The organism is Rhodococcus sp. P4_B6, assembly GCF_056402215.1.
Window position 1 is genome coordinate 1 of the sequence record NZ_JBFUHV010000149.1, and the last position, 22,233, is coordinate 22,233.

At 64.1% G+C, this 22,233-nt stretch carries 20 protein-coding genes; 14 read left to right on the plus strand and 6 right to left on the minus strand.

The annotated features are described in order from the left end of the window. From AC1DWT_RS39595 to AC1DWT_RS39625, 7 genes are all read left to right on the plus strand, one after another. On the plus strand, positions 1–956 hold a 956-nt coding region (locus AC1DWT_RS39595), incomplete at its 5' end, for a sodium:solute symporter family transporter (protein WP_477924783.1). A 21-nt stretch (positions 957–977) separates the two neighbouring features. Continuing rightward, positions 978–1,790 carry an enoyl-CoA hydratase/isomerase family protein gene (locus AC1DWT_RS39600; protein WP_206016716.1) on the plus strand — a complete coding sequence of 271 codons (813 nt, stop codon included), beginning with the start codon at positions 978–980 and terminating at the stop codon, positions 1,788–1,790. Then, positions 1,787–3,877, plus strand: a complete 2,091-nt coding sequence (locus AC1DWT_RS39605) for an acetate--CoA ligase family protein (protein WP_477924785.1) — start codon at positions 1,787–1,789, stop codon at positions 3,875–3,877. The genes AC1DWT_RS39600 and AC1DWT_RS39605 overlap by 4 nt, the downstream gene beginning before the upstream one ends. Further along, positions 3,874–5,133: an MFS transporter gene (locus AC1DWT_RS39610; protein ID WP_477924787.1), complete on the plus strand. Its 1,260-nt coding sequence runs from the start codon at positions 3,874–3,876 to the stop codon at positions 5,131–5,133. The genes AC1DWT_RS39605 and AC1DWT_RS39610 overlap by 4 nt, the downstream gene beginning before the upstream one ends. An 18-nt stretch (positions 5,134–5,151) precedes the next feature. Beyond that, the gene (locus tag AC1DWT_RS39615) at positions 5,152–5,463 is read left to right on the plus strand and encodes an ArsR/SmtB family transcription factor (protein ID WP_477924789.1); all 312 of its coding nucleotides are present in this window, start codon (positions 5,152–5,154) and stop codon (positions 5,461–5,463) included. A gap of 896 nt (positions 5,464–6,359) precedes the next feature. Continuing rightward, the gene (locus AC1DWT_RS39620; protein ID WP_477924791.1) at positions 6,360–6,917 is read left to right on the plus strand and encodes a hypothetical protein; all 558 of its coding nucleotides are present in this window, start codon (positions 6,360–6,362) and stop codon (positions 6,915–6,917) included. Continuing rightward, positions 6,911–8,074, plus strand: a complete 1,164-nt coding sequence (locus tag AC1DWT_RS39625) for a M48 family metalloprotease (RefSeq protein ID WP_477924793.1) — start codon at positions 6,911–6,913, stop codon at positions 8,072–8,074. The genes AC1DWT_RS39620 and AC1DWT_RS39625 overlap by 7 nt, the downstream gene beginning before the upstream one ends. A gap of 572 nt (positions 8,075–8,646) precedes the next feature. On the opposite strand, the gene AC1DWT_RS39630 is transcribed toward AC1DWT_RS39625, so the two are convergent. Continuing rightward, positions 8,647–8,850, minus strand: a complete 204-nt coding sequence (locus AC1DWT_RS39630; protein WP_477924794.1) for a cold-shock protein — start codon at positions 8,848–8,850, stop codon at positions 8,647–8,649. 294 nt (positions 8,851–9,144) lie between these two features. Here AC1DWT_RS39630 and AC1DWT_RS39635 point away from each other — a divergent pair, with 294 nt between their 5' ends. The 4 genes from AC1DWT_RS39635 (at position 9,145) to AC1DWT_RS39650 (ending at position 13,232) form a co-directional block, all read left to right on the plus strand. Next, positions 9,145–10,209, plus strand: a complete 1,065-nt coding sequence (locus tag AC1DWT_RS39635; RefSeq protein WP_477924796.1) for a hypothetical protein — start codon at positions 9,145–9,147, stop codon at positions 10,207–10,209. Between the two features lie 6 nt (positions 10,210–10,215). Continuing rightward, positions 10,216–11,202, plus strand: coding sequence for a hypothetical protein (locus AC1DWT_RS39640; RefSeq protein ID WP_317761334.1), 987 nt, complete (start codon positions 10,216–10,218; stop codon positions 11,200–11,202). An 82-nt stretch (positions 11,203–11,284) separates the two neighbouring features. Beyond that, positions 11,285–12,577 carry an adenylosuccinate synthetase gene (locus AC1DWT_RS39645; RefSeq protein ID WP_477924797.1) on the plus strand — a complete coding sequence of 431 codons (1,293 nt, stop codon included), beginning with the start codon at positions 11,285–11,287 and terminating at the stop codon, positions 12,575–12,577. A 7-nt stretch (positions 12,578–12,584) separates the two neighbouring features. Continuing rightward, a complete protein-coding gene (locus AC1DWT_RS39650; protein WP_477924799.1) occupies positions 12,585–13,232 on the plus strand; it encodes an NUDIX hydrolase in 648 nt (215 codons plus the stop codon). Positions 13,233–13,736: 504 nt separating this feature from the next. Here the strand turns inward: AC1DWT_RS39650 and AC1DWT_RS39655 are convergent. Both AC1DWT_RS39655 and AC1DWT_RS39660 read right to left on the minus strand, forming a co-directional pair. Further along, complete coding sequence (locus AC1DWT_RS39655; RefSeq protein ID WP_477924800.1) at positions 13,737–13,991, minus strand: hypothetical protein; 255 nt, start codon at positions 13,989–13,991, stop codon at positions 13,737–13,739. 414 nt (positions 13,992–14,405) lie between these two features. Next, positions 14,406–16,253, minus strand: a complete 1,848-nt coding sequence (locus tag AC1DWT_RS39660) for an RNB domain-containing ribonuclease (RefSeq protein WP_477924807.1) — start codon at positions 16,251–16,253, stop codon at positions 14,406–14,408. 1,046 nt (positions 16,254–17,299) lie between these two features. Between AC1DWT_RS39660 and AC1DWT_RS39665 the strand changes: the two genes are divergently transcribed. After that, entirely contained in the window at positions 17,300–17,968 is a 669-nt protein-coding gene (locus AC1DWT_RS39665; protein ID WP_477924801.1) for a ScbR family autoregulator-binding transcription factor, read from the plus strand. Between the two features lie 541 nt (positions 17,969–18,509). Here AC1DWT_RS39665 and AC1DWT_RS39670 read toward each other — a convergent pair. Next, positions 18,510–18,722: a zinc finger domain-containing protein gene (locus AC1DWT_RS39670; RefSeq protein WP_477924802.1), complete on the minus strand. Its 213-nt coding sequence runs from the start codon at positions 18,720–18,722 to the stop codon at positions 18,510–18,512. A 397-nt stretch (positions 18,723–19,119) separates the two neighbouring features. Here AC1DWT_RS39670 and mihF point away from each other — a divergent pair, with 397 nt between their 5' ends. After that, the gene (gene mihF / locus AC1DWT_RS39675; protein WP_005564740.1) at positions 19,120–19,437 is read left to right on the plus strand and encodes an integration host factor, actinobacterial type; all 318 of its coding nucleotides are present in this window, start codon (positions 19,120–19,122) and stop codon (positions 19,435–19,437) included. Between the two features lie 81 nt (positions 19,438–19,518). Here mihF and AC1DWT_RS39680 read toward each other — a convergent pair whose 3' ends face one another. Next, positions 19,519–19,860: a histone-like nucleoid-structuring protein Lsr2 gene (locus AC1DWT_RS39680; protein ID WP_005564738.1), complete on the minus strand. Its 342-nt coding sequence runs from the start codon at positions 19,858–19,860 to the stop codon at positions 19,519–19,521. 649 nt (positions 19,861–20,509) lie between these two features. On the opposite strand from AC1DWT_RS39680, the gene AC1DWT_RS39685 reads away from it, so the two are divergent. Further along, the gene (locus tag AC1DWT_RS39685; RefSeq protein ID WP_477924809.1) at positions 20,510–21,016 is read left to right on the plus strand and encodes a helicase associated domain-containing protein; all 507 of its coding nucleotides are present in this window, start codon (positions 20,510–20,512) and stop codon (positions 21,014–21,016) included. A gap of 293 nt (positions 21,017–21,309) precedes the next feature. Here the strand turns inward: AC1DWT_RS39685 and AC1DWT_RS39690 are convergent, their stop codons facing one another. Continuing rightward, complete coding sequence (locus AC1DWT_RS39690) at positions 21,310–22,077, minus strand: hypothetical protein (RefSeq protein WP_477924805.1); 768 nt, start codon at positions 22,075–22,077, stop codon at positions 21,310–21,312. Between the last annotated feature and the right edge of the window lie 156 nt (positions 22,078–22,233).

The window sequence follows — 22,233 nt, forward strand, 5'->3', positions numbered from 1 at the left end:
GCTTCGGGCACAACAACGCCGAACCCCGAGCCGCAATCGCCGAACGCACCAACTCCCCCGACCCGGAAGCGGCGACGATCAGCGTCAACGCCAGCGTCTACATGACCCTCGCGCTCGGCTCCGGCATGGCGTTCTTCCTGTACCCGCATGCCATCACCGGTGTCTTCGCCGCCCGCGGCGCCCGCACGGTACGCCGAAACATGTCCGTCCTCCCGATCTACACAGTGCTCCTCGGCTTCGTGGCGTTACTCGGCATAATGGCGCTGGCAGCCGGAATCAAACCCCTCAACGGCAATCCGCAGTTCGCCGTGCCACAGTTGCTACAAGAGATGTTCCCCTCCTGGTTCGTCGGCGTCGCATACGCCGCGATCGCCATGAGCGCCCTTGTACCGGCGGCAATCATGGCCATCGGCGCCGGGAACCTGGTCAGCCGGAACATCATCCGCCAGTTCTCCCGCTCCGAAACCACCAGCCGCCGGGAAACCGAGATCTCCAAGGTAGTGTCCGTACTGGTCAAGCTCGGGGCGCTGGTGTTCGTCCTGACCCTCGACAGCCAGTTCGCCCTCAATTTCCAGTTGCTCGGCGGTATCTGGATTCTGCAGACCATCCCCACGGTGCTGCTCGGCCTGTTCACCGAACGCTTCGCCGACAAGCGGGCACTGCTGGCAGGGTGGGCAGTCGGTATCGCCTACGGCACGATCGCCGCCTACAACGTCTCATCCCCCAAGGCCAGTCACTTCGGCGGCTCGACGGCGGCCCCGTTCTTCCTGTCCTCGCCGATGTACATCGCCATCTCCGCGCTGATCCTGAACCTCGTCGTGACGCTCATCTGGAGCGGCATCACCTCGACACTGCGCCGTACCCGGCAGATCAACACCACCGCACCGATATCACCCGAATCGACCGCACCCGGCACGAACGCCGGTGCCGTCGCAAACGCCCCCGCCGCCCACTGACCTTCAGGAGTGCCGATTTCCATGACTGCCACCATCAACCGGACCGACGACGGTCCAGTCCGGATTCTCACCATCGCAAACCCCGCCAAGCGCAACGCATTCAGCGGCGACATGGCCCCACAACTGCGGAAGCTACTGCTCGACGCCGATCAGACCACATCCGTCCGGGCCATCGTGATCACCGGTGACGCCAACACCTTCTCGTCCGGACACGATCTGCAGGAAGTCCTGCACAACCCGGAGACAGCAGGTAACCCCGAGGCCAATGCCGCCTTCACCCTGCCCGCCGACCTCGGCACCCCCGTCATCGCGGCCGTGAACGGCGCAGCCTATGCCGCCGGATTCATCCTCGCACTCAACTGCGACATCCGGATCGCCGGCCACAATGCGAAATTCTGCGCTGTCGGCGCCCGCATCGGCCTGGTCCCCGTCGGCGGGCAGTTGAGCCGCCTGCTGGACATCGTGACCTACCCGGTCGCCTTCAAAATGCTGGCCACCGCCGCACCAGTCGCCGCCGACGCCGCCCGCGAATCCGGATTCGTCAGCGAAGTATGCGACCCGGCTGACACTCTCGCCCGCGCACTGACGCTCGCACATCAGATCGCAGAAGTATCACCCGCCGTGGTGCGGGCGATCAAGACCGGGCTGCGGGTGACCCTGCACAACGGACTCGACGCCGGCAACGCACTCGAGCCGCTTCTCGCCGCAGTGGTCCGTGACCTGCCCGACGGAGACGAAGGTGTGCAGTCCTTCCTGCAGAAGCGGCCTCCGCAGTACCCGAATGCACCCACCGATCTGCAGGACAAGCTCGAGAAGGCGGGAGCAGACCGATGACCCAACGACTCCGTGAAGACATCATCCGCGACCTTGCCATCCGCTACGGTGTCGCCGCCAACGCGGTCACCTTCGCCACCAGCGGGATCGAGGCCGGCCGGATCGCAGAAGCAATCGGCCGTCCTGTAGCCGTAAAAGTGGTCGCCGACAACGTCGTCCACAAAAGCAAGGCCGGTGGTGTTCTGCTCGGGGTGGCTCCGGAAGAAACCCGCCGCCGCACCGAGGAGCTCCTCGAGACGCAGCGCGCCGCGGGGGCGACCGTCCGCGGCGTCACTGTCGAGGCGATGGTGGACGCCGGTCTCGAAGCCGTCGTCGGCGGTCTCGACGCACCCGGCTTCGGTCCCGTCGTGATGTTCGGCCACGGTGGCGTCGACATCGAAATCCTCGACGACGTCGTGTTCGCCCTTGCCCCGATCGATACCGTCGAGGCCCGGCGGATGGTGTCGAGCACCCGACTCGGACGGGTCATCGCGAGGCGATTCCCGCAGCGCCTCGACGATGTCATCGAGATGCTCGTCGCCGTAGGCGGGCCTTCCGGTCTGCTGCTCAACGAGGACGTCACTGAGGTCGACTTCAACCCCGTCGTCATCACCTCCGATCGCATCGTCGCCGTCGACGCCCGAGCCAACGCAGTCGATGTCACCGAATGCCATATACATTCGGTCCCCGATCCGTCTGTCAGCTATGAGGCCCTGCGGCCGGCCATCTACCCGCGATCGGTGGCGATCGTCGGCGCCTCCGCCGACGAACGGAAGATGGGTTTCCGCGCGGTACGCAGCCTCGTCGACTTCGGCTACACCGGCCAAATCCTCCCGATCAGCAGCAAGAACACCAGCGTCTACGGTGTCCCGACCGTTCCGGATATCGACACACTCCCCCAGAACATCGACCGCGCGGTCCTCGCATTGCCGGCCGCGGCGGTGCCCGACACGCTGCGGGCACTCGCCGCACGCGGCACACGCACCGCACACATCCTCACCGCCGACACCCCGCCGTTCAACGACATCCTCAACACAAGCGACCTGCGGGTTCTCGGGCCCAACTGCATCGGCCACTACACACCGTACGAGCGGATGACCATGATCGGCACCGACGCGTCCAGCACGACCGAGGGGCACCTCGCGGTGGTGTCGCAGTCCGGCACCTACGCCGGCGACATCCTGCGGCGCGGGACAGAGCTCGGTCTTCAATTCAGCTTCGTCAGCTCGGTGGGCAACTGTGACGATGTCAGTCCCGCCGAGCTCCTGGCCTTCTGCGAAGCCGATCCCCGAACACACGCCGCCGCCTTTTACCTCGAGGACGACCGGTGGGCCGGCGACTTCTTCCGACTCGCTCGCACGATGACCAAACCCGTAGTGCTACTCAAGGGCGGCCGCACCGCGGCGGGCGGCGCCGCCGCCGCCTCCCACACCGGCGCCCTCGCCAGCGACCCACAGCTTCTCGAGGACGCCGCACGCCAGGCGGGAGTGCTACTGGTCGACGACCTCGACCAGCTGCTCGACGTCCTCACGGCGCTACAATTCGTCCCCACACTCGACGGGGACAACCTTGCCCTGGTCGGCAGCGGCGGTGGCGTCGCCGTGGTCGGCTCCGACCGTGCAGACCGGTGGAACCTGAAGATGGCACCGTTCGCCGAATCCACACGCGAACGCCTCACGCCGTTCGAGGCCCCGGGAACCAGCTTGTCGAATCCGATCGACATACCGATCTGGTCCCTATTCGACGAGACCGGGAGCTTCACCGGCTCCATCGTCTCCGCCGTCGCCACCGACGACTCGATCGACGCGATCTGCGCGTTCCTCGATCTCGGCACCGTGTTCGATCTGCAGGCCATCGAGCCCGGAAACAAGCTGGTGCGGTCGCTGACCGAGGACCTCGTCAACGCCGAGCGCGGTGGCATCCCCCTCGCGCTGGTCCTGCGCAGTGGATTCGACCAGAACCAGGACGAGCTGATCCGGCAGCTACGCCCCGTCGCCGCCGCAGCCAAGGTCGCCCTCTTCGATTCTGTGGACCGCGCGATCGACGCTGTCGGTGGTGTCCGGTGGCTGACCCGCCACGCCAAGAACCCGGGAGGCGACCTGCAGTGAGCCCATACGACGCCGAGCTCCAACCAGCGCCCGCGCACACACCGGCCGCTGCGCCAGCGCAACGCCCCGCAACGGCGCTCACACTGATCGCCATCAGCACATTCCTGTCGATGAGCGTGTGGTTCTCGGCGTCGTTCGTGGTCCCACAGCTGGTGGCGGTCTGGAACTTGTCCACCGCAGGATCGTCATTGCTGACCATCGCCGTCCAGTTCGGCTTCGTCATCGGCGCGGTCACCGCCGCCGCCACCGGCCTGGCCGACGCCGTACCCGGCCGCATCCTGATCTTCGGCGGCGCCGTCGGCGCCGCCCTCGCCAACCTCGGCCTACTCTTCGCCGATGGCCTCGCCGCCGCCATACCTCTGCGGCTACTCACCGGCATCTTCCTCGCCGCGGTATATCCGCCGGCACTGAAAGAAGTATCCACCTGGTTCCGAACCGGGCGCGGCACCGCACTCGGAGTCATGATCGGTGCGCTCACACTCGGGTCGGCGCTGCCCCACCTGGTCAATTCGTTCGGAGATGTGCAGTGGCAGCACGTCATCACCGCCACCACCATCATGACTGCGGCGGGTGGCGGCCTGATCCTGCTACTGCGCACCTCCGGCCCGTACCCATTCCCCCGGCAGCCGTTCAGCATTACCGCCGCAATCACCAGCCTCCGGAACAAACACGTCGCTCTCGCCAATATCGGCTACATGGGCCACATGTGGGAGCTCTACGCCATGTGGGCCTGGGTCGGGGCATTCCTCGCCACCCTTCCTGCCATCGCCACCCGCCCCCACCCCGATGCAACGGCGTCCGCGCTCTCATTTACCTGCATCGGTGCCGGCGCAATCGGGTGCTTCGTCGGAGGCCGCCTCAGCGACCGGTACGGTCGGGCACAATCGGCACTGATCTGCCTGATCTGCTCGGGAACCGCTGCGACCGGGCTGAGCATCCTCGACACGGCGCCACTACCGATCGTGCTCACCGTCTGCGTGTTCTGGGGATTCTGGGTCATCGCCGACTCGGCACAGTTCTCGGCGCTGGTGACCGAACACGCCGATCCGGTCTACGTCGGCGGAGCAGTGTCCATCCAACTCGCACTCGGCTACCTCACGACCACCCTCACCCTGTGGCTGGTCCCGGTCTTGGTCGAGCACCTGTCCTGGTCTGCAGCACTGCTGGCTCTTGCGCTGGGACCCGTCATCGGGGCAGCCGCAATGGCTCTCCTTATACGTGCAGACCGCGACATCACCACGTCGCCGAGCCACTAAGCAGACAGAGAACGGCCAGTGAACTCCGAGCCCTCTTTCCCCGATAAGGTCGCCCGCATCGCGCGCATCCTCGCTGATCCGATGCGACTACACCTGCTGACAATTATCGCCCGAGCGCGGGAAATCTCATGTGCGCACCTGATAGACCACGCAGACGTCGGAGCATCCACCGTCTCGTACCACGTGAAAATGCTCACCGAGGCAGGATTGGTGACAGTAGCCATCGACGGTCGGCACCGCTACGTGCGTTTCGAACGAGAAACCATGCGCCACTTCACCGAAATCGTCGCCCCCTCGATCAACCGCGACCCACCCAACCAGCACCCCTGACGCCACCGAGAAACTGACCAGCATGCGATGAGGAACCACGAGCCCCTCGCCAGGACAAGGACACCCACGACCGACCCACATCCTCTGCCGCTGCTCACTCCAATGCAGTTGCTCGATACCAATACCCGGCTCGGACTCGAGCAGCGAAAACTAAACAAGGCGATCAACTCCGCGCTGCCGCGCCAAGCTCTCGGTCCCCGGGATTCTCGGACGCCATATTCCTCCGACCACTCACGCGGTGTGCTGCGATCCGGCGTGGACATCACGCAGGGGATGGCGGACGCCGCCCCACCCAGTCCGCGCCAGCTCCACGGACCGACGAAGAACGTGACGTTGCCGAAGCAGTCGGGTGGTTAGACGAGCGAACCAGCGGTGACATATGCCTAATGCGGGTGGAAGATCGAACTAAGAAACCAACGGGTCTCGACCCTGTTCCCGCGGGACACCACGGAGGTCGTGTGCGATGCGTCCATACTCCGAAGAAGTCCGGGAGGACGACACCAGAGCGGCGAAAGAAACCGTTCAGGCTCGACTCTACCCATCCGAGGACCAGCCATTTGCCATCGATTTTGGCGGTACCTGTCCGCGCTGCGATCACGCGATCAGCGACCGCAAAGTACTCGTCGGGATCCTCGGGGCTGGCAGGATGAACGCCAGAAAGAGACGACGGCAACTTGCCGACTTGAAGAGGCGCGGTGATCTCTCGGAAGGTGACCACACCTTCGACCTCATCTGTTCCTGTACGGCTGCCCACACCAATCGCCCACCTGAGAAGGTCGGCTGTGGTGCCAGATTCCGCGTCCGAGTCCAGTGGCCCTGACATGCCTGTACGACTAGGCGAGCCCGAAGGCTTTCCCACCCCAGCATCCCTAGCGGAAGAAGCCGACTGGCAAGCCTTGCTCGGCACGCAGCTCGCGGATACACGCAAGATTGCAGAGAACTGGCGGACTGGTCTCGCCGCACTGCTGGGTCTCGTAACCGTGTTCTCCGCGGTGAAGGGCGAAGCCGCCATCAGCGGCCTCGAATTTCGCTACGCGGTGGCAACCGGCGTCCTGCTGCTGATGGGAGTCTGTGTCGCCGTCATCGGGGCTCTCGCGTCGCTCCGAGCGGCATATGGCACACCGCGTGCGGTGTCTCGGGGAGAGCTGTTATCGACCGGCGGCCTGCCCGGATACAGGTATGAGCTCGCATGCCAAGCGGTTTCCGACCTACGGTGGGCGAGGTGGACGACGCTGACTTCACTCGTCTGCATTATCGCCGCAATCAGCGTGACATGGTACGGGCCTCGTCCAGCTCAAGCGATCATCGACGTGGAAAGGACTGGTAGCCCTCACGTTTGCGGGAAGCTTGTTGCCTCGGCTGATGGATATATCGATATTGAGCTGTCATCCGCCGAAGCCGCCCGCATCGCGAACAAGGACATTCTCTCCATCAACGCGGTGAGTGAGTGCTGACGGTGTCTCGTGTTGATCGCCCCTACCCCGACCGGATCCCGGACCCCGACCTGGACACAATGGTCGCTGATATCGTTGATCAGGTTCGTTTTTCGTCGACGGATATAGAATTGAGACTCCGCTCCCCTAACCTCCGAATCGAAAGAACCTCGTCAGCGGCGGATCTAGACGCGCGAACCGAGATACTGTTCGGCCATCAGACAATACTCATGGGTGGAGGACTGTATCCCTTTCTCTGCCAGTATCTTCGTGCGGCGTCATCCTACTTTCTAACCTGCAACCAGGGCGGTACTCCCGCCCCGAACTGGCACGCCGGGCGCTCCTCGCTCGCGACGACCCTGGATTGGCTCTCGACACCCACCGAAATGCCGCACCGGCCCGCGTTCACGATAAGTCGAACCCAGGACAAATCGGCACTCAGCCTTGCTTTCTACACATACCGGTTTCTGCTATGCCACGAACTCGCCCACGTTGCACTTGGCCACTCTCCCATCGAAGCCGGATCCGTTCCGGACAACATCACCCCGCTACACCAGCAACAAGACCAAGAGCTCAAGACAGACAGAATGGCACTGACCCTGCAGGTCCGGTCAATACCCACACGGTCCGAAACCGTCAAAGGCCTGGCAGGCGCGGTCTACGCCTTCGCGGCGGAGGCACTAGGCAACAGCAGACTTATGTTGCTGGCAGAACTGGTTGACGAACGGCAGTGGGAAATCGAACTCACACACCCCCCAACCATTCAGCGGGAGTTTGGCCTGCTTGGGGCAGCCAACGGTCTGTGCGGGCAAGCAGCGATGACCGATATGCACCGTCTACGCAATGACCTACGAGAGCTGAACGATCAAGTATTGACCGACGCGCTTCACCAACAACAGATGGTCGTCAAGAAGGCGCGGCAGCTGTTGCGAATCGAGATGGACACACTGCGACTGCGCGGTAACGATCCTCTGCCGGCAGTCTTACCCGACCTGCTGGGACTCTTCTCTCAGAGTCCTGTCGGCGTGATGAAGGCACTCGAGCATCCCCCTAACTATGCTTCCGACGACACCAGCGCAATCACATCATTGATCGACCGGCTCGTTGCTGAGCTCCCAGCCGAGTTCCAGGATTTCCACAACCAATCACCCAGGGAGCGTGCCATCGACTTGGCGTAATCGAAACCGCATAATTGCCCGGCCGATCCCGCGACGACGTCGAGGGCCGACCGGCGCACCGATCGGCGGTGCAATGACGGCGAACGCGGTCGCTGACTCGCCGGAACCTGCCAACGCGGGAAACGAGGACTGCTCATCGGGAAGGGCGGATTGTCCGGCAACGTCCTCCGCGTGACACCACCGATGACCGTCACGATCGAGGAAGCCAAACAGGCTCTCGGAATCCTCGACGACACCCTCTCATACGTAGCATCGCGGGCCGAACCGCAACCAATCCACTGACCGATGCCGGACACGGCGCCAATAGTCCGTACTGACGACACCAGGACCGCCGACGAACGAACCGTCGGGCGGGGCACTGCCCTATTCGGCTCTCATCGGCGTGGCAGCGGTACCGATGGCCCAACTCTGCACTGATGTCCGTCGCCCCTGGCGATCCTGACCTATACCGTCAGTCTGCCCACGCAGGGGCGGGTCGCGGACCCCCATTGTTGAGGCTCTACCCGCGCGGGGACCCAGGCGATAAGAAATTGGGACCGCACCCACCGGATGCGGTCCCCACGTGACACTGGTCAGACAGAGCGCACGTTCGTGGCCTGCGGGCCCTTCTGCCCCTGGCCGACCTCGAACTCCACACGCTGGTTCTCATCGAGCGACTTGAAACCGCTGCCCGAGATCTCCGAGTAATGCACGAAGACGTCCGGAGTTCCGTCGTCGGGTGCGATGAAACCGAAGCCCTTCTCACCGTTGAACCACTTCACAATGCCCTGCGTCATGCCGATACTCCCTCAATCTCGATCCGGACCCTCACATCGAGGTTCCGATCTCGATGAGCTGATCCTGCCATCCTCGATGGAGTCGCGAAGACCGCACCGTGCTCGCATCGACCCCATGCACCGTGCCACGAGTCGTCCATGGGGCAACGAAGGCGGCTCCCACCGCCAGTGCCCCGGTTCGATCACGTCCAGCTCACTCCTCGGAGCTCAGAATGCTGACCACCCGACCACCCATCGTTGACCAATCCATACGGGGTATTGCAAATCCCAGTTTTAGTCACTTAGACTAAAACAATGAAAACGGTAACCGAGGCATTCGACATCGTCGGCGCGGCAACCGTGCCGAGCGACCTGTTCGGCCCAATCACCCACGACCCGGCGGCTCAGCGCGCAGCCCGCCGACGCTTCCACCGCCTGTCGGTTCTGATTCATCCGGATCGGGTTGATCCTGCGTACACCGACAGCGCCGCAGCGGCATTCACACATGCGTCCGATCTGTATAGCCGCTGGCAGCGCGCCGCCACCACGGACGCGGCCGCGGCGATCGTGTTGGACGGCAGTCGCGGCTCCTATCGACTCAAGATGCGGCACGCCCGCGGTTCGATCGCCGACCTGCACCATGCCACCGACAGCGGCGGCGCGGGCGCGGTGATCAAGGTTCCCCGCAATGTCTCCTCGAACGCTCTGATCGATGCGGAACGGGCGGCGCTCACTGAGATCGCGGCGTCCGCCGAAGGCGGGAATGATTGGCTGCGCGCGTACTTCCCGCAGCTGATCGACCACCTCACCCACGCCGACCCTGTGACCGGCGCCCACCGGCAGGTGAACGTGCTGGACTCCCTGACCAATCGATTCGTCACCCTCGCCGAGGTCCGGGCCAGCTACCCGGACGGGCTCGATCCGCGGGATTGGGTGTGGATGCACCGGCGTCTGCTGCGGGCTCTTGCCGCCGCGCATCGCGCCGGGTGGGTGCACACCGCGGTGACCGCGGACAACGTGCTCATTCACCCTGAGCGGCATGGAGTGGTACTGGCCGGGTGGTCGTTCGCCACCCGCCCAGGCACGGTTCCGCTGGCGACGATCCCCTCTCGGCGGGATCACTATCCACCGGAAAGTTCCACCGGCTCCACCGCAACCCCGGCCTGGGATGTGTTCATGGCCCATCAGTTGATGCTGACCATGCTCGCCGACACGGCCCCGGACCGCCTGCGCGCGTTCGCATACGGCTGCATGCAACCACAACCTGGTCTGCGACCTGACGCCGTCGATCTGCTCGACGAGTTCGACGACCTGCTCGACACGCTCTACGGGCGGCGACGCTTCCGCCCGTTCACAATGCCCACCACGAAAGGACAGTGATCCACCATGGGATACGGCAAATGGGATGACGACACCTACACCGCGGCCAAGACATTCCGCGCCGCCCGCGGCGTCGACGACTTCGGCTACACCAGCGCCCTGTACGCACGGCCGAGAGACCAGTGGAAGGCCGATCCGACCCTGGACCCGCTGGGTGTGACCGTGCGGGAATGCCGGGATTCGGCCGGGCACCCCGAGTCGCTACCGATCGCCGTGCTCTTCGACGTCACCGGTTCGATGGGCGCGGTACCGCGGATCATGCAGGACAAGCTCGGCAAACTGCACGGACTGCTGCAGCGCAAGGGGTATGCCGACGACCCGCAGATCCTGTTCGGCGGCATCGGGGACGCCGACTCCGACCGAGTGCCCCTGCAGGTCGGTCAATTCGAGTCCGGCAACGCCATGGATGAGCAACTCCGCACCATCTTCCTCGAAGGCAACGGTGGCGGTCAGAAGTCTGAAAGCTACGAACTGGCCGCATATTTCATGGCGCGGCACACCGCCACGGACGCGTGGGACAAACGCGGCCACAAGGGGTACCTGTTCATCATCGGCGACGAGCTGAACAAGGCCCGACTGTCGGCCCGGCACGTTCGGACGGTGATCGGCGACGACCTCGACCGCGATGTCACCGTCGAGTCGGTGTACCGGGAACTCGAACGGCGGTGGAACGTCTACTTCGTACTGCCGAATCAGTCGGCGTACTTCCACGATCCCGAGATCGCGGAGCACTGGCAACGTCTGTTCGGGGAACGGTTCCTCAAGCTGGACGACCCGGGCGCGGTGTGCGAGCTGATCGCGCTGACGGTCGGCATGGGCGAGGACCGCATCGACCTCGGTGAGGGTCTGGCGGACCTGCGTGACGTCGGATCCGCCGCCGAAGCGGACACCGTCGGTCACGCACTCGCCGTCCTCAGTGCGGCGCGGGCCCCCGTCGCGGTGAGTCCGCTGCCGATCGATCCGGCCGGCAGCGACGACGTGTCCTTCACCTGACACCCGTTCGGGAGGCGGGGCATTCGATCCCGCTTCGGGTGCGAGCCCCGCCTCCCGACCCCCTTCTACGACAGGAGATCCCATGACCACGGTGTTCGGTGACCGCGACATCATCGTCGTCGACCTGGGCTTCGGCGACGCCGGTAAAGGCGCCACCGCCGACTGGCTCTGCGCACCGGACGCCGGCCTCGACGTCTCAGCCGTCGTCCGGTTCAACGGCGGCGCACAGGCCGCGCACAACGTCGTCGTCGACTGTTGCCACCACACCTTTTCCCAGTTCGGGTCCGGGACCTTCTCCGGCGTTCCCACGGTGCTGTCGAAGCATGTCCTCGTCGAACCGATCGCCCTCGCCGCCGAGGCCCGCGCCCTGGCCGCGCTGGGGGTGCCGAATCCGCTCCAGTTACTGCACATCGACGCCCACGCGCTCCTGACCACCCCGATCCACGTCGCCGCCAACCGCGCCCGCGAGGACGCCCGCGGCGACGGCCGGCACGGCTCCTGCGGCAAGGGCATCGGCGAGACCGCCGCCTACGCCCTCGACCACCCGGACGCACCCACCGTCGGGGACTGCCACCGCCCAGCGGTGCTGCGCGCCAAGCTCGCCGCGATGGCCGACCACTACCGTCACCTGGTCTCCCCCAGCGTGCACCGGTGGCCCGCCCTCGACGACATGGTCATCATGTACTCCGAATTCGTGGCCGCGGTCCGGATCACCGACGACGGTGATCTCGCCGCCCTCGCGGACGGAGGGCGCCTGGTTTACGAGGGTGCACAAGGAGTGCTACTCGACGAGTGGCGCGGGTTCCACCCACACACCACCTGGTCCACCGTGGAACCGAGCAACGCGCGCGCACTCTCCGCCGAGCACGGCCGCGACAGCCACGTGCTCGGCGTCACCCGCACCTACACCACCCGGCACGGTGCAGGCCCGATGCCCACCGAGAACCCAACGCTCGGTGCGGTCCTTCCCGAACTGCACAACGACACCGGTAGCTACCAGGGCACCTTCCGGATCGGGGACCTCGACGAGGTACTGATGCGGTACGCAGCAACCGTATGCGGCGTTGTAGACAGTCTCGCCGTCACCCACCTCGACGCCGTCACCCGTGCCGCAGCGGCCGGCATTCCCATCCGTAGCGCACGCCGGTACCCCGGCGTCGGCGACCTGCTGCCGCTCGGGCCGTGGAAGGACCTCACGCATCAACAACACCTCACCGACGTCCTGTCCGCCCTCACGCCCGACACAGTCGAGTTGCCGACACATCCGGCAGACGTCGCGGCGCACCTCGGATCGCTGGTCGGCGCACCGGTGGTGCTCACCTCCGACGGTCCCAGTCGGGCCGCTCGTCGCGTCCGAGAGCCTGCTGTCGCATGATCACCGTATGGAACAGTCATCGGTCTCCGTCGACGTGGTCGCTCTCCGGTTCGGCAATCCGGAACCCGGCTCGCTGCGCTACGGCGTCGCGCCCCGCCGCTGGGAGCCGTACACCGGGCAGACGGCCCTGCCCGGCGTCCTTCTCGGCGCCGGTGAACGCCTCGAAATGGCCGCCCGCCGCGCCGTCACCACCAAGCTCGGTATCCCGGACGACGCGATCCTGGCCGTGGGACAACTCGAGGTGTTCGACGAACCCAGTCGCGACCCACGCGGGCCGACCCTGTCCATCGCCATGTGGGCCGTCATCACCGCCGACAACATCACCACGGACCCTGCCGCCGCGACGCAGTGGCGCGGCTTCGACGAACACGGCACCCTTGCCTTCGACCACGACCGCATCGTCGCGGCCGGACGCCGCATCCTCGCCACCAGCCTCCTCTGGCGGGACGCAACATTCACCCGGGCCCTCCTCGGCACAGAATTTCCCGCCACCCACGCAGTCACGGTCACCACTGCCCTCACGGGCAGCCGGCCCGATCAAGGCAATCTCAATCGCACGCTTAAGGCGATACCTGGACTCGAACGTACCGACGAGCGCGTCCGAGTGCAGGCCACCGGCCGACCGGCAGTCGTATGGCGTTGGACCACAACATAATTGATACTCCCACGGACGCCGTGCCACTTGCGCACCGAGCGGGGCTACCGTCCCTGACGTCGGTCACTGACGCGAGCATAGACGTAGCAACGAGTCTGGTCGCAGCTGTTCGGGGTCAGGGCTCGGATTCGACACCTCATACCCTGTCACCGGGTACTGCTCGGTGTCTCGTTCGATCTTTGCCGCATGCGGTGACGCAGGTTGTAGTACCAGTCGGATTGGTCGGTATACCGTCGGTGCGCCCTCGAAAGCGTCGTGTCGCACTCGTTCCCGTGAACTGTCTACTGCGACAATATGAGCCATTACGGAGGAGCTGGAAAATTCAGTCGAACAACGAATCTTTCTCAGGTTCGTGGGTGGGTCGGTGACGGCAGATCCCGAGGTGATTGGGAGAGCGTATGGAGGGTCGGAACGTTCCCCGTCGTGGTTCGGGATGATCTTGGGGAAGCAGCACCGACTCGCCGGTGCGACCGTTCCCGACCACCTCGTCAGTGGTGCTGCCGCCTATTCGGAGTCTGCTGCGCCGATATCGACCGTGAGGTCCTCGGTGTCGGCGAAGACCAGACGACCGTCGTCAAGAGCGACCGCCCACCTGTGCACAGGTGCCCAATCGTGGCCGCGTCCAGCGGTGTCGGTCAGTTCGGCGTAGTCCTCGACGATCACGCCTGTCGCTGCCTCAGACGGCCTACGCACCAGCACCCGGGTGCCCACGCGCAACGCATCAGGTGACGCCGGTTCTTTCTCGCTCTCGTCACTCATGGACTGCACCTTTCTTCGGCTGCCCCTCGGAGCACAAGCATGACCTATCCGCGCCCACCAGACGAACTCACAACCACCGGCCGATCGGCGCCCAGGCCATGTGGGTTCACACGTGCGCCGGCCGCGCGCATGTGGCGAGCTGGCATGCGGCTCGCCCACGGACCGCATTGCGGTCGGATTTCTCCGGGGCGAAGCGCGGAATAATCCGATGTTCCGCGGGTACTCCCGACCTACGCTGCACAGCGGGCTCGACGGCCCCGGTGGCAGCCAGGCCCAACGACCAGTGCTCCCCTTTCGCTGGCCGGAGGGCCGCTCGCCGCCGAGGCATCAAGAGCTCGCCCCCGCCCGTGGCCACGGCGGCGCCCATAAAGTCTGTATCGAAACGGACACTGACCGGGTCAGGTGAGCTTCGGTTTACCGGTGTGATCGAGCTGGAGACGTCTCGTCGAGAAGCGAATCGACAAGGTCCGCTGCCGCGGCGGATCTTGCGAGGTTCTTTGTTGTCCCGCTGCCGGTTGCTGTGTGGTCCAGGTAGCGGACTTCGCACGTGAAAACAGGCGCGTGGGCGGCGCCCTCCATTCTCACGGCCCACTGCGGGGAGGGATGGCCGTGGTGTTCGGCATGGCTGATCACCCAGGCGATCGGGTTCTTCTGCGCTCGCTCCCGCCGTCTCGATGCCTGGCCCGAATCCGAAACCATGGGTCCGCTGCGCGCTGATGCCGGCCGCGCCCGTACCCCTGCATGCGTGGTGCTCGGGAGCACCGGCTGCGGATCGTCCCGCAGCGGGGAGCCGACCTCCGGATGGCTCTCCCCTGCCGCGACGGCCTTCGTCAGGCCCCACGCTGCATCCTGCTCGGCTCGCTTCTTACTGCCCGCCGTTGCCCACGGCCCACAGACCTGACCCACCCGGAATCGGGCCGCGAACACCGGCGTGTGCGAGGGCCCGCGGTGATCGCCGTCGATCTCGGGCCGGTGCAGGTCCGGGTGCGCCTGCAGCCACATCGACACCACACTCGGCCCGAACTCCGGATGCGCCCGCGATGCCCAGTCGAAGACCTCGCGTCGGATCGGCGCCCAATTCTCCACGGCTTCGAGCAACGTCACGATCGTGGTCACCGTCACGTCATCGGTCTGCACCCGGCGGCGCAGCTCACCGACCACGTCACCGATCGGGTCACGTGCTGTTGCAGCCGCGAGCACCTTCGCCCACCGCTTCGAGTCGAGACCCTCGAGTTCGCCGGCTGCGACGACCTGCGCGGTCACCTTTCGATCGCGTGCCTTGAAGTGCGCTGCCTTCTCTTCCCGGTCCGCGGCGATACGCCGGTTGATATCGGCGGCGAGGTTGCCCAGCTGCTCCGTCGTGTACGGGGCCGGCGCGGAGTCGAGATGGGCGAAGATCACCCGCTGGGTGATCAGGTCCGACACCCTGCGCAGCGGCGACGTCGCGTGCGTGTACGCCGCCAACCGGAGACCGTGATGGCCATGCACCGTCGGTGCGTACGTGGCCGCACGATACGACGATTGCAGACGCGAACGCAGCTTCTCGAACAGCACTGGATCGGTCATCGCCACCGCAACCTCAGCCGCGAGGTCCTCGGTGCTGCCCGCCGTCACCGCGCTGCGGTGATTGCGGAACAGGACCGGAAGGTCCTCTTGCACACACCACATGGCGATCGCCTCGTTGGCTGCGATCATCAACTCCTGCACGATGACATATCCCACCGTCCGCACGTCCAGTGGGATCGGCGCGATCCCCCCTTCCTCAGTGGAGCCCCAGCCGTGCGCGAGATCGTAGAGGGCGAAGACACCGGACCTGCGACGCCCCTGGAGCAGCACCTGCGCGGCGTCATTCGCGGCTCGCACACCCTCGTGTAGCGGGTCGTCGACCGAGCCGAGGATTTCGGTGATCTGCGCATGATCGACCGCGACACACCTACCGGCCGGCACCCGCCCGCGATCGACGCTCACCCCGGACACCACCCCGTCCGCGGACAGATCTGCTAGTACCCGCAGCGTGGACCTCTCCGCTGTCTCGGTCAATGTCGCCGCCTGCTCGGTGTCGCGGCCAAGCATCGGCACCGTCCGACGGGACAGATACTTCGATTCACGGCGCAGGAATGCCGTCGCATCGGCGTCGGAACCTAGGGCCACGACGTCCGCGACCCCGGCGATGTGCACCTCCAGCTTCCAACCTGAACCGTCGGCGAGCTCGGTCACCGCGAACGCATCATCGCGATCGAGGGCCTCGGACCGATCCACCATCAACAACGGCACACCACTATTGGACACTGCGCCTCCTCAACCAGAAATCGGCAGCGACACTGCACCAGAAACCATCAGTACCAGCGACGGACATCAGTGTCGATCACCACTTCCCTTCGACACGCCCACCGATCCAGCGGACTTGCGGCTACGCCGCCAACGCCCTGTTGAGGCAGCTTCGTCCCCGCCCACCCTGGTGTCCCCCACGCCCCTGGTGCCGGTCTCGTGCCCCTGAGTACCCGTTGCTTCCGGATCTGACGACCACCGAAACGGGGGCCGCGTTGTACGGGAGCGTCTCCAGCGTGCACGAACACGCCCGACCAGCACGAACAAGACGATCACCTCGCTCAAAAGCGTAGATCTGGTCTAACACCCGGGCCGACAACCTGACGCGAGGCGCGCCGTGTATTCGGTGAGAGTTCACATTGCCCCCTACCTGCCAGTGGACCTGCGCGGCCGAGGTCCACCCAACCCTGCGCCCCGTCACCGTCTCCTCCGCCCGGCTGGCCGCTGGCCACCGCGGATGGAAAATGCTGTCGCTGAATCGAAGTCGGTCATGACTGTTTTATCGGCGGATCCTACGATTGTGCCCGAACCGCGAGCCGCAGTGGCATATTTCTGAGTATGCCCAGGTACCTGGTAACGCTCGATGATGGAACATCGAGTGAGAAGACATTCGAATCAGACTTTCACGCGATTAACGAGACGCACCGGCCCCATCCACCCCGGCGCGGCATCGCCCAGATCGACCGCTACGACAAGGACGGAACTCGGTTCCCTGTGTGGCCATCCTCCCCCACCAAATCCGGCTGACACGCTTCTCCTCGGCCTCGACGGCAGGTGGGCGCCGACTGATCAAATCGCCCGTGCCGACATCTTGCCGACTTCTCGGCAACTAAGCCGACTCGCCCGGCGACGTCCCCCGGGCGAGTCGGCGCCACCCGCGCACCGGAGACAGCCTTGCCGGAGAATCCCTTGCGCAGCGAAAATAGGACATTTGTCCAGTTTTACACACTAATACCAACCTGTAGGTTTGATATGAACCAGTGGAAAATGCAGAAGGGAACGCCTTGCAGAAGCGTGCAATCGCTACGCGGCAGGCTGTAGTGGCCGCCGCAGCTGAGGTGTTTAACCGCCTGGGTTACGTGAAGGCGGGCCTACAGGAGATCATCGCCGAATCCGGGGTGACGAAGGGTTCACTGTACTTCCACTTCAGCTCGAAAGAACAGTTGGCACGGGCAGTTATCGACGAGGGCTGCGCAAACCTCGAATCGGCATACTCTCAACAATTCGACTCCCGCACACCAGCTCTGGAAACGTTGATCGGGATCTCGTATGTGATGATCGACCCGTCCAACAACGACGACCTGGTATTAGCCGCATTCCGCCTTCTCAACGAGATGGGCGACTTCCGGGGCACCGGGAACGTAGTCTTCGATCAATGGATCTCGACCTACCAGGCATTGGCGGCAAGGGCAGTCGAAGAAGGCGACTTCCGCGCTGACACAAATCCGGATGAGGCGGGCCGTCTGCTGCTGGAGATGGCATTCGGCACGCGTCTACTGGCAGCGGCAACCGACACACTGAGGGAACTGCCTGAGCGTATGACCACCGCGTGGAAGGTTTTCCTGCCCGGGCTAGTCGACGACGCGAAAGTCGACTACTTCTCCCAGTTCGCCGCTCGTCGGCTATCCTCCTACCTCGTGCCCTCCTAGCGAAACGCGTCACCCGGTCGACCAGGTGCGGACCCGAACCCCACCTCCGTCCACTGAAAGAGACGACGGCGCCCGACCTACCCCGGGTGCCAAATTAGGACCATCGCCCCGAGCATCTACTCGTCGAGACGCTATGGGCGGCAAAGCATCGCCATCGCCGGATGGCTGCTGTCGCAACCATGCGTTCCGACAGTTCCATACTTGTCCAACAGCGTGTTGGACAAATACTTGGGTAGGGTAACCAGCATGTCGTCGCAGTCTGCACGGTAGTTACTTGGCGGCTGCCTCGCCGCGCGATGAACGCCCTTTCCTTCAAGTCGGTGAGGCGGACGCCAGTCGATTCTCGGTGGGGACGAGTTCGCGGACATTCGCGTGCAGGATGCCGTAGGTGTATTTTGGCCATCGCCAACGGAGCGGTGGCCCCGGCCAGTAGCGGACGACGTTGTTCCAGCGGCCCGTACTAGGCAGGAGCCAGATGGTCGGAGCATGCTGGTCGTAGGATCCTCTGCACCAGCCGCCGCGTCGGATTGAGGGGCGCATTTCACCCGTCGCGGGAGCCCCCAAGCTCGCCATCATCACGCTTCGACTCGGAACTACTATCTGGAAGCCCCTCCGGGTCAGGCCATTTAGCGAGTTTCACGCGGTGAAGGCAGGGGATCTTCCGCACGTACCCGTCCTTGGTGACACACCGTTCACCAATGCCTACGCGGCAGTGCGGACAGGGGATATGAGCAACGAACTCGAATGGATCCATCACTCACCTCCACGACCATTACCTCGTATGACGACTATGACCGACCATGGCGAATCATGCCGCACCGACACACACGCCACCACCGACACCATTGCGCAATCCATCCGAGCGCACGAAAGTGAGGAACCTTCGACTGCCCCTGCTAGCGCCGGCACGGATGTGGGTAGCACGCCGCCCCCGTGCTCATACCGCCGAAGTATCGAGAAGCGGCTTTGCGACGATGACCACCCAGACGACGTATTCTTCGAATACACCGTCGGCCACATCCGTAGACGTAAGAACAGCCATCCGGAGGTCGGTCCCAACCGCTCAAGACGCGGACATGTCCGTTCCACCTGGCACGATGGCAAGGGACAGCCAGACGATCTGGCCGAACAACGCAACAAGGAGCACCATCATGGCACTGCCTGTCTTAACACCGGAACAACGCGCCGAGGCACTGGCGAAGGCCGCTGAAGCACGCAAGGCGCGTAGCGAACTCCTCTCCGCAGTGAAGGCTGGAGACCTCAGCGTCGAAGCGGTACTCACGAAGGCCGAAACAGACGAAATCGTGAAGAAGACGAAGGTCTCGGCGCTGCTCAAGGCTCTCCCCGGCGTCGGATCCGTGAAGGCCGCGAAGCTCCTCGAGGAACTGTCGATCGCCGAGACCCGTCGTATCGGCGGACTCGGAGCCAACCAGCGCCAGGCACTGATAGAAGCATCGTCCGCCTCCTGACCTTGGAACTCCCGCAGCCTCCGGCCAACTCGAAGTGAGCTGGCTGGAGGCTGTTTGTCGAATTCGCGCGAAAGCGTGGACTCAGTGAGCGGCGCTGTACGCTTCCTCGATTTGAGCGGGGATACGTCCGCGCGCGGACAGCTGATAGCCCTCCGTGGTCGCCCATTCCCGAATTTCCTTTGCCCGCTTGCGCCCCTGCGACGTTTCTACTGAAGGAGTCGACCGACGCTTCCTTCCGCCGACTCGAGTTGCGTGCTCGATGTAGTAGGTGAGAATACTGCGGAATTCCCTGGCGTTCTTGTCCTTCAGGTCGATCTCGCAGTCGACGCCGTCGACAGAGAACGCAATGGTCTCCCCGTTACCGTTCTTGATCGGAGTTCCGTCGATGTCGTCGATGCATTCGACAACAATCTTGCGCGCCACTATTCCACTCCTTCATCGTCGATAACCCGGGGAACACTACTGCGAAGTAATGTTGCCCTGCCACTCCGTGACAGCTTTCGAACAGAACACCGCTGATTCCAGCGTTGAGTAGGGCGGCGCGATCACTGCCCACTCGACATAGGTCCCGGCTCACAACTCGCATCGCACTGGAGCCGCGAAAATTCAAGCAGTCCACATCCCGCCGACGGCAGGGCCTCTGGTTCACGGGCATGCGCGCAACCATGATGCCCCACCGCCAGCTGATGCTCCTGGACCTACGCGGCCTGAACACCAACCGCGACAATGAATCCCCGATAGCCAGATGTCATATTCTCGGCGGGCGCGGACCTTCGGAGCCCGCGAGGAGCAACAACATGCGGCCATCGCGAGGATCCCTCGGATGTCCACACAGCTCAACAGGACCCCGAACTAAATGAATGCGACACTTCCAGATCCCGCTGATGCGAACGGAGGGAATGCCTTCGGCCGTCTCACTGAGGACGACTGCAAAAGGACACGATCGGGCAATCTGGTGAACAGATGCTCGCCGACAGTCCGGCGGTCGCCTCACCTCGATCTGGGTGATTTTCATGACACGCGGTCAATGTGGTTGACATCGCTGAAGAAGAAGCTATGTACTTTACAAAATATGGATTCCACAGAAGGACTGATCTCGATGCGTACTCACCGGTCCGCAGCCTCGGCGCTGGAGCTGTACTCAGCATTCCGGCAACAACATCCTCACACAGCGATACCCGAGAACTACGTAACTGAATGTGGCTTCCAGCTCGGTCGCTGGCAGTACCGCCAGCGCGTCGCGCGAATGCTCGGCACTCTTCCGGCAGAGCGCATTCACCAACTCGATTCAATCGGCTTCGTATGGAGCGAAGACGACGCCCCACTACCCGCGGTCACCCGGACAGACAGCAAGCGACGTCGAATGCTGGCCGAGATCGCCGCTTACCGTGAGCAGCATGGCAATGCACTCGTTCCCGCGAACTATGTCAACGCTGACGGCGAGCAGGTCGGTCAGTGGCTCTACCGGGCAGTGAAGAAGTGGAGAGCCGATGCGCTACCAGATGAAGAGCGTGGCACACTCGCCGCACTTGGAGTCTCTCCCGGCCCCCGCCCGCGCGGACCGAGAACCGCAGCGTAGCCACCGATCCCGACCCAACAGTCCCTCCGCCTAACAGGCATAGAGCAGTCTCTGCATCTTCGCAGTATGCCCATYGCGGAAATCCTTAGAAATCCAGGTGCGGGAATTGTCGTACGCCATCCGCGTGCGCGGTCGGACGTTCCCATGCCGTGCAATACGTACGCCCGTATTGCACGGCGGAATCCTCACCCACCCTCAAACCTCTCGGCGAAGGACACTGTTCAGCGTTCACTCACTGGGACAGGACTGCCCTACAGGGTCTTGTTCATTCCTGGCGGTCGCACCGCCCGCGACTACGCCAGGCCCATCTGCGCGAGCAGCGCCTCAGTGCGACTTAAGATCGCGTCGGCCTTCCGATCGATATCCTCGAACGCCTCGGCGAGGTCTCCCAATGCCCGGACATCCGCATACTTCCGAGCGATAGCCGCCTCATACTGATCGGCAAGTGTGTCCGGGCCGAACGATGTGAAGTCCATCCCGTTCTCGGAGCCGTCTACACAAGACGAGGACACCTCATCTTCCACCTCGACATCGGCAAGCCTGTCCGTCGGATCGGAGCGGGTATGACTCACCGAAGTGGCTCCCGTCAGATGCGCAGTAACGATCGCCGTGACCGACTTGCCGGACACCCCGCGGCGATCGCGGCGGAGTGCGGCGAAATGTCCCCACTGATCGAAGCTCGGCAGCAGGGGCCCGTCCTGGCCCTCCCGCAGACCCGGCAGCTTCCCATAGGACTCCACCGTGTCGTCGGCGATCTCGTGAGCACTGGCAAGACCTCGAGCGAGCACTCGGTTCGAGGGGTAGCGATCGAAGAACGCCTGAAGGCGTGCCCATCTCAGGTAGATCGCGACAGGGCAGCACTGAGGGTTGTCTGCTAGTGGGTGCAGCTCTACAGCGTGTCCGGCGCCGACGGTCATGATTTTCCCGTCGTACGTGATGTCGCTCCGTTGAAGGTTCCCCACCTCGGTCGCGGAGATCCCGACAATGCAGTTGAGCACCAGGATGAGCGCATCCCTTCGGCCAAACAGTCCTTGTGGCCACCCGACCGTTGGCAGCGTCAACAACGCCCTGCGTACGGTGCGAGAGAGATCGTCGCGTCTACCTGCACGTGCTGACAGAACTTGGCGGATCACTCGAGCAGACCCAGGCGTGGGGTACCCACTGGCGTTGTGCACCCAATTGATCGCTGCGACACGGCGCCGTTGGGTGGACTGAGC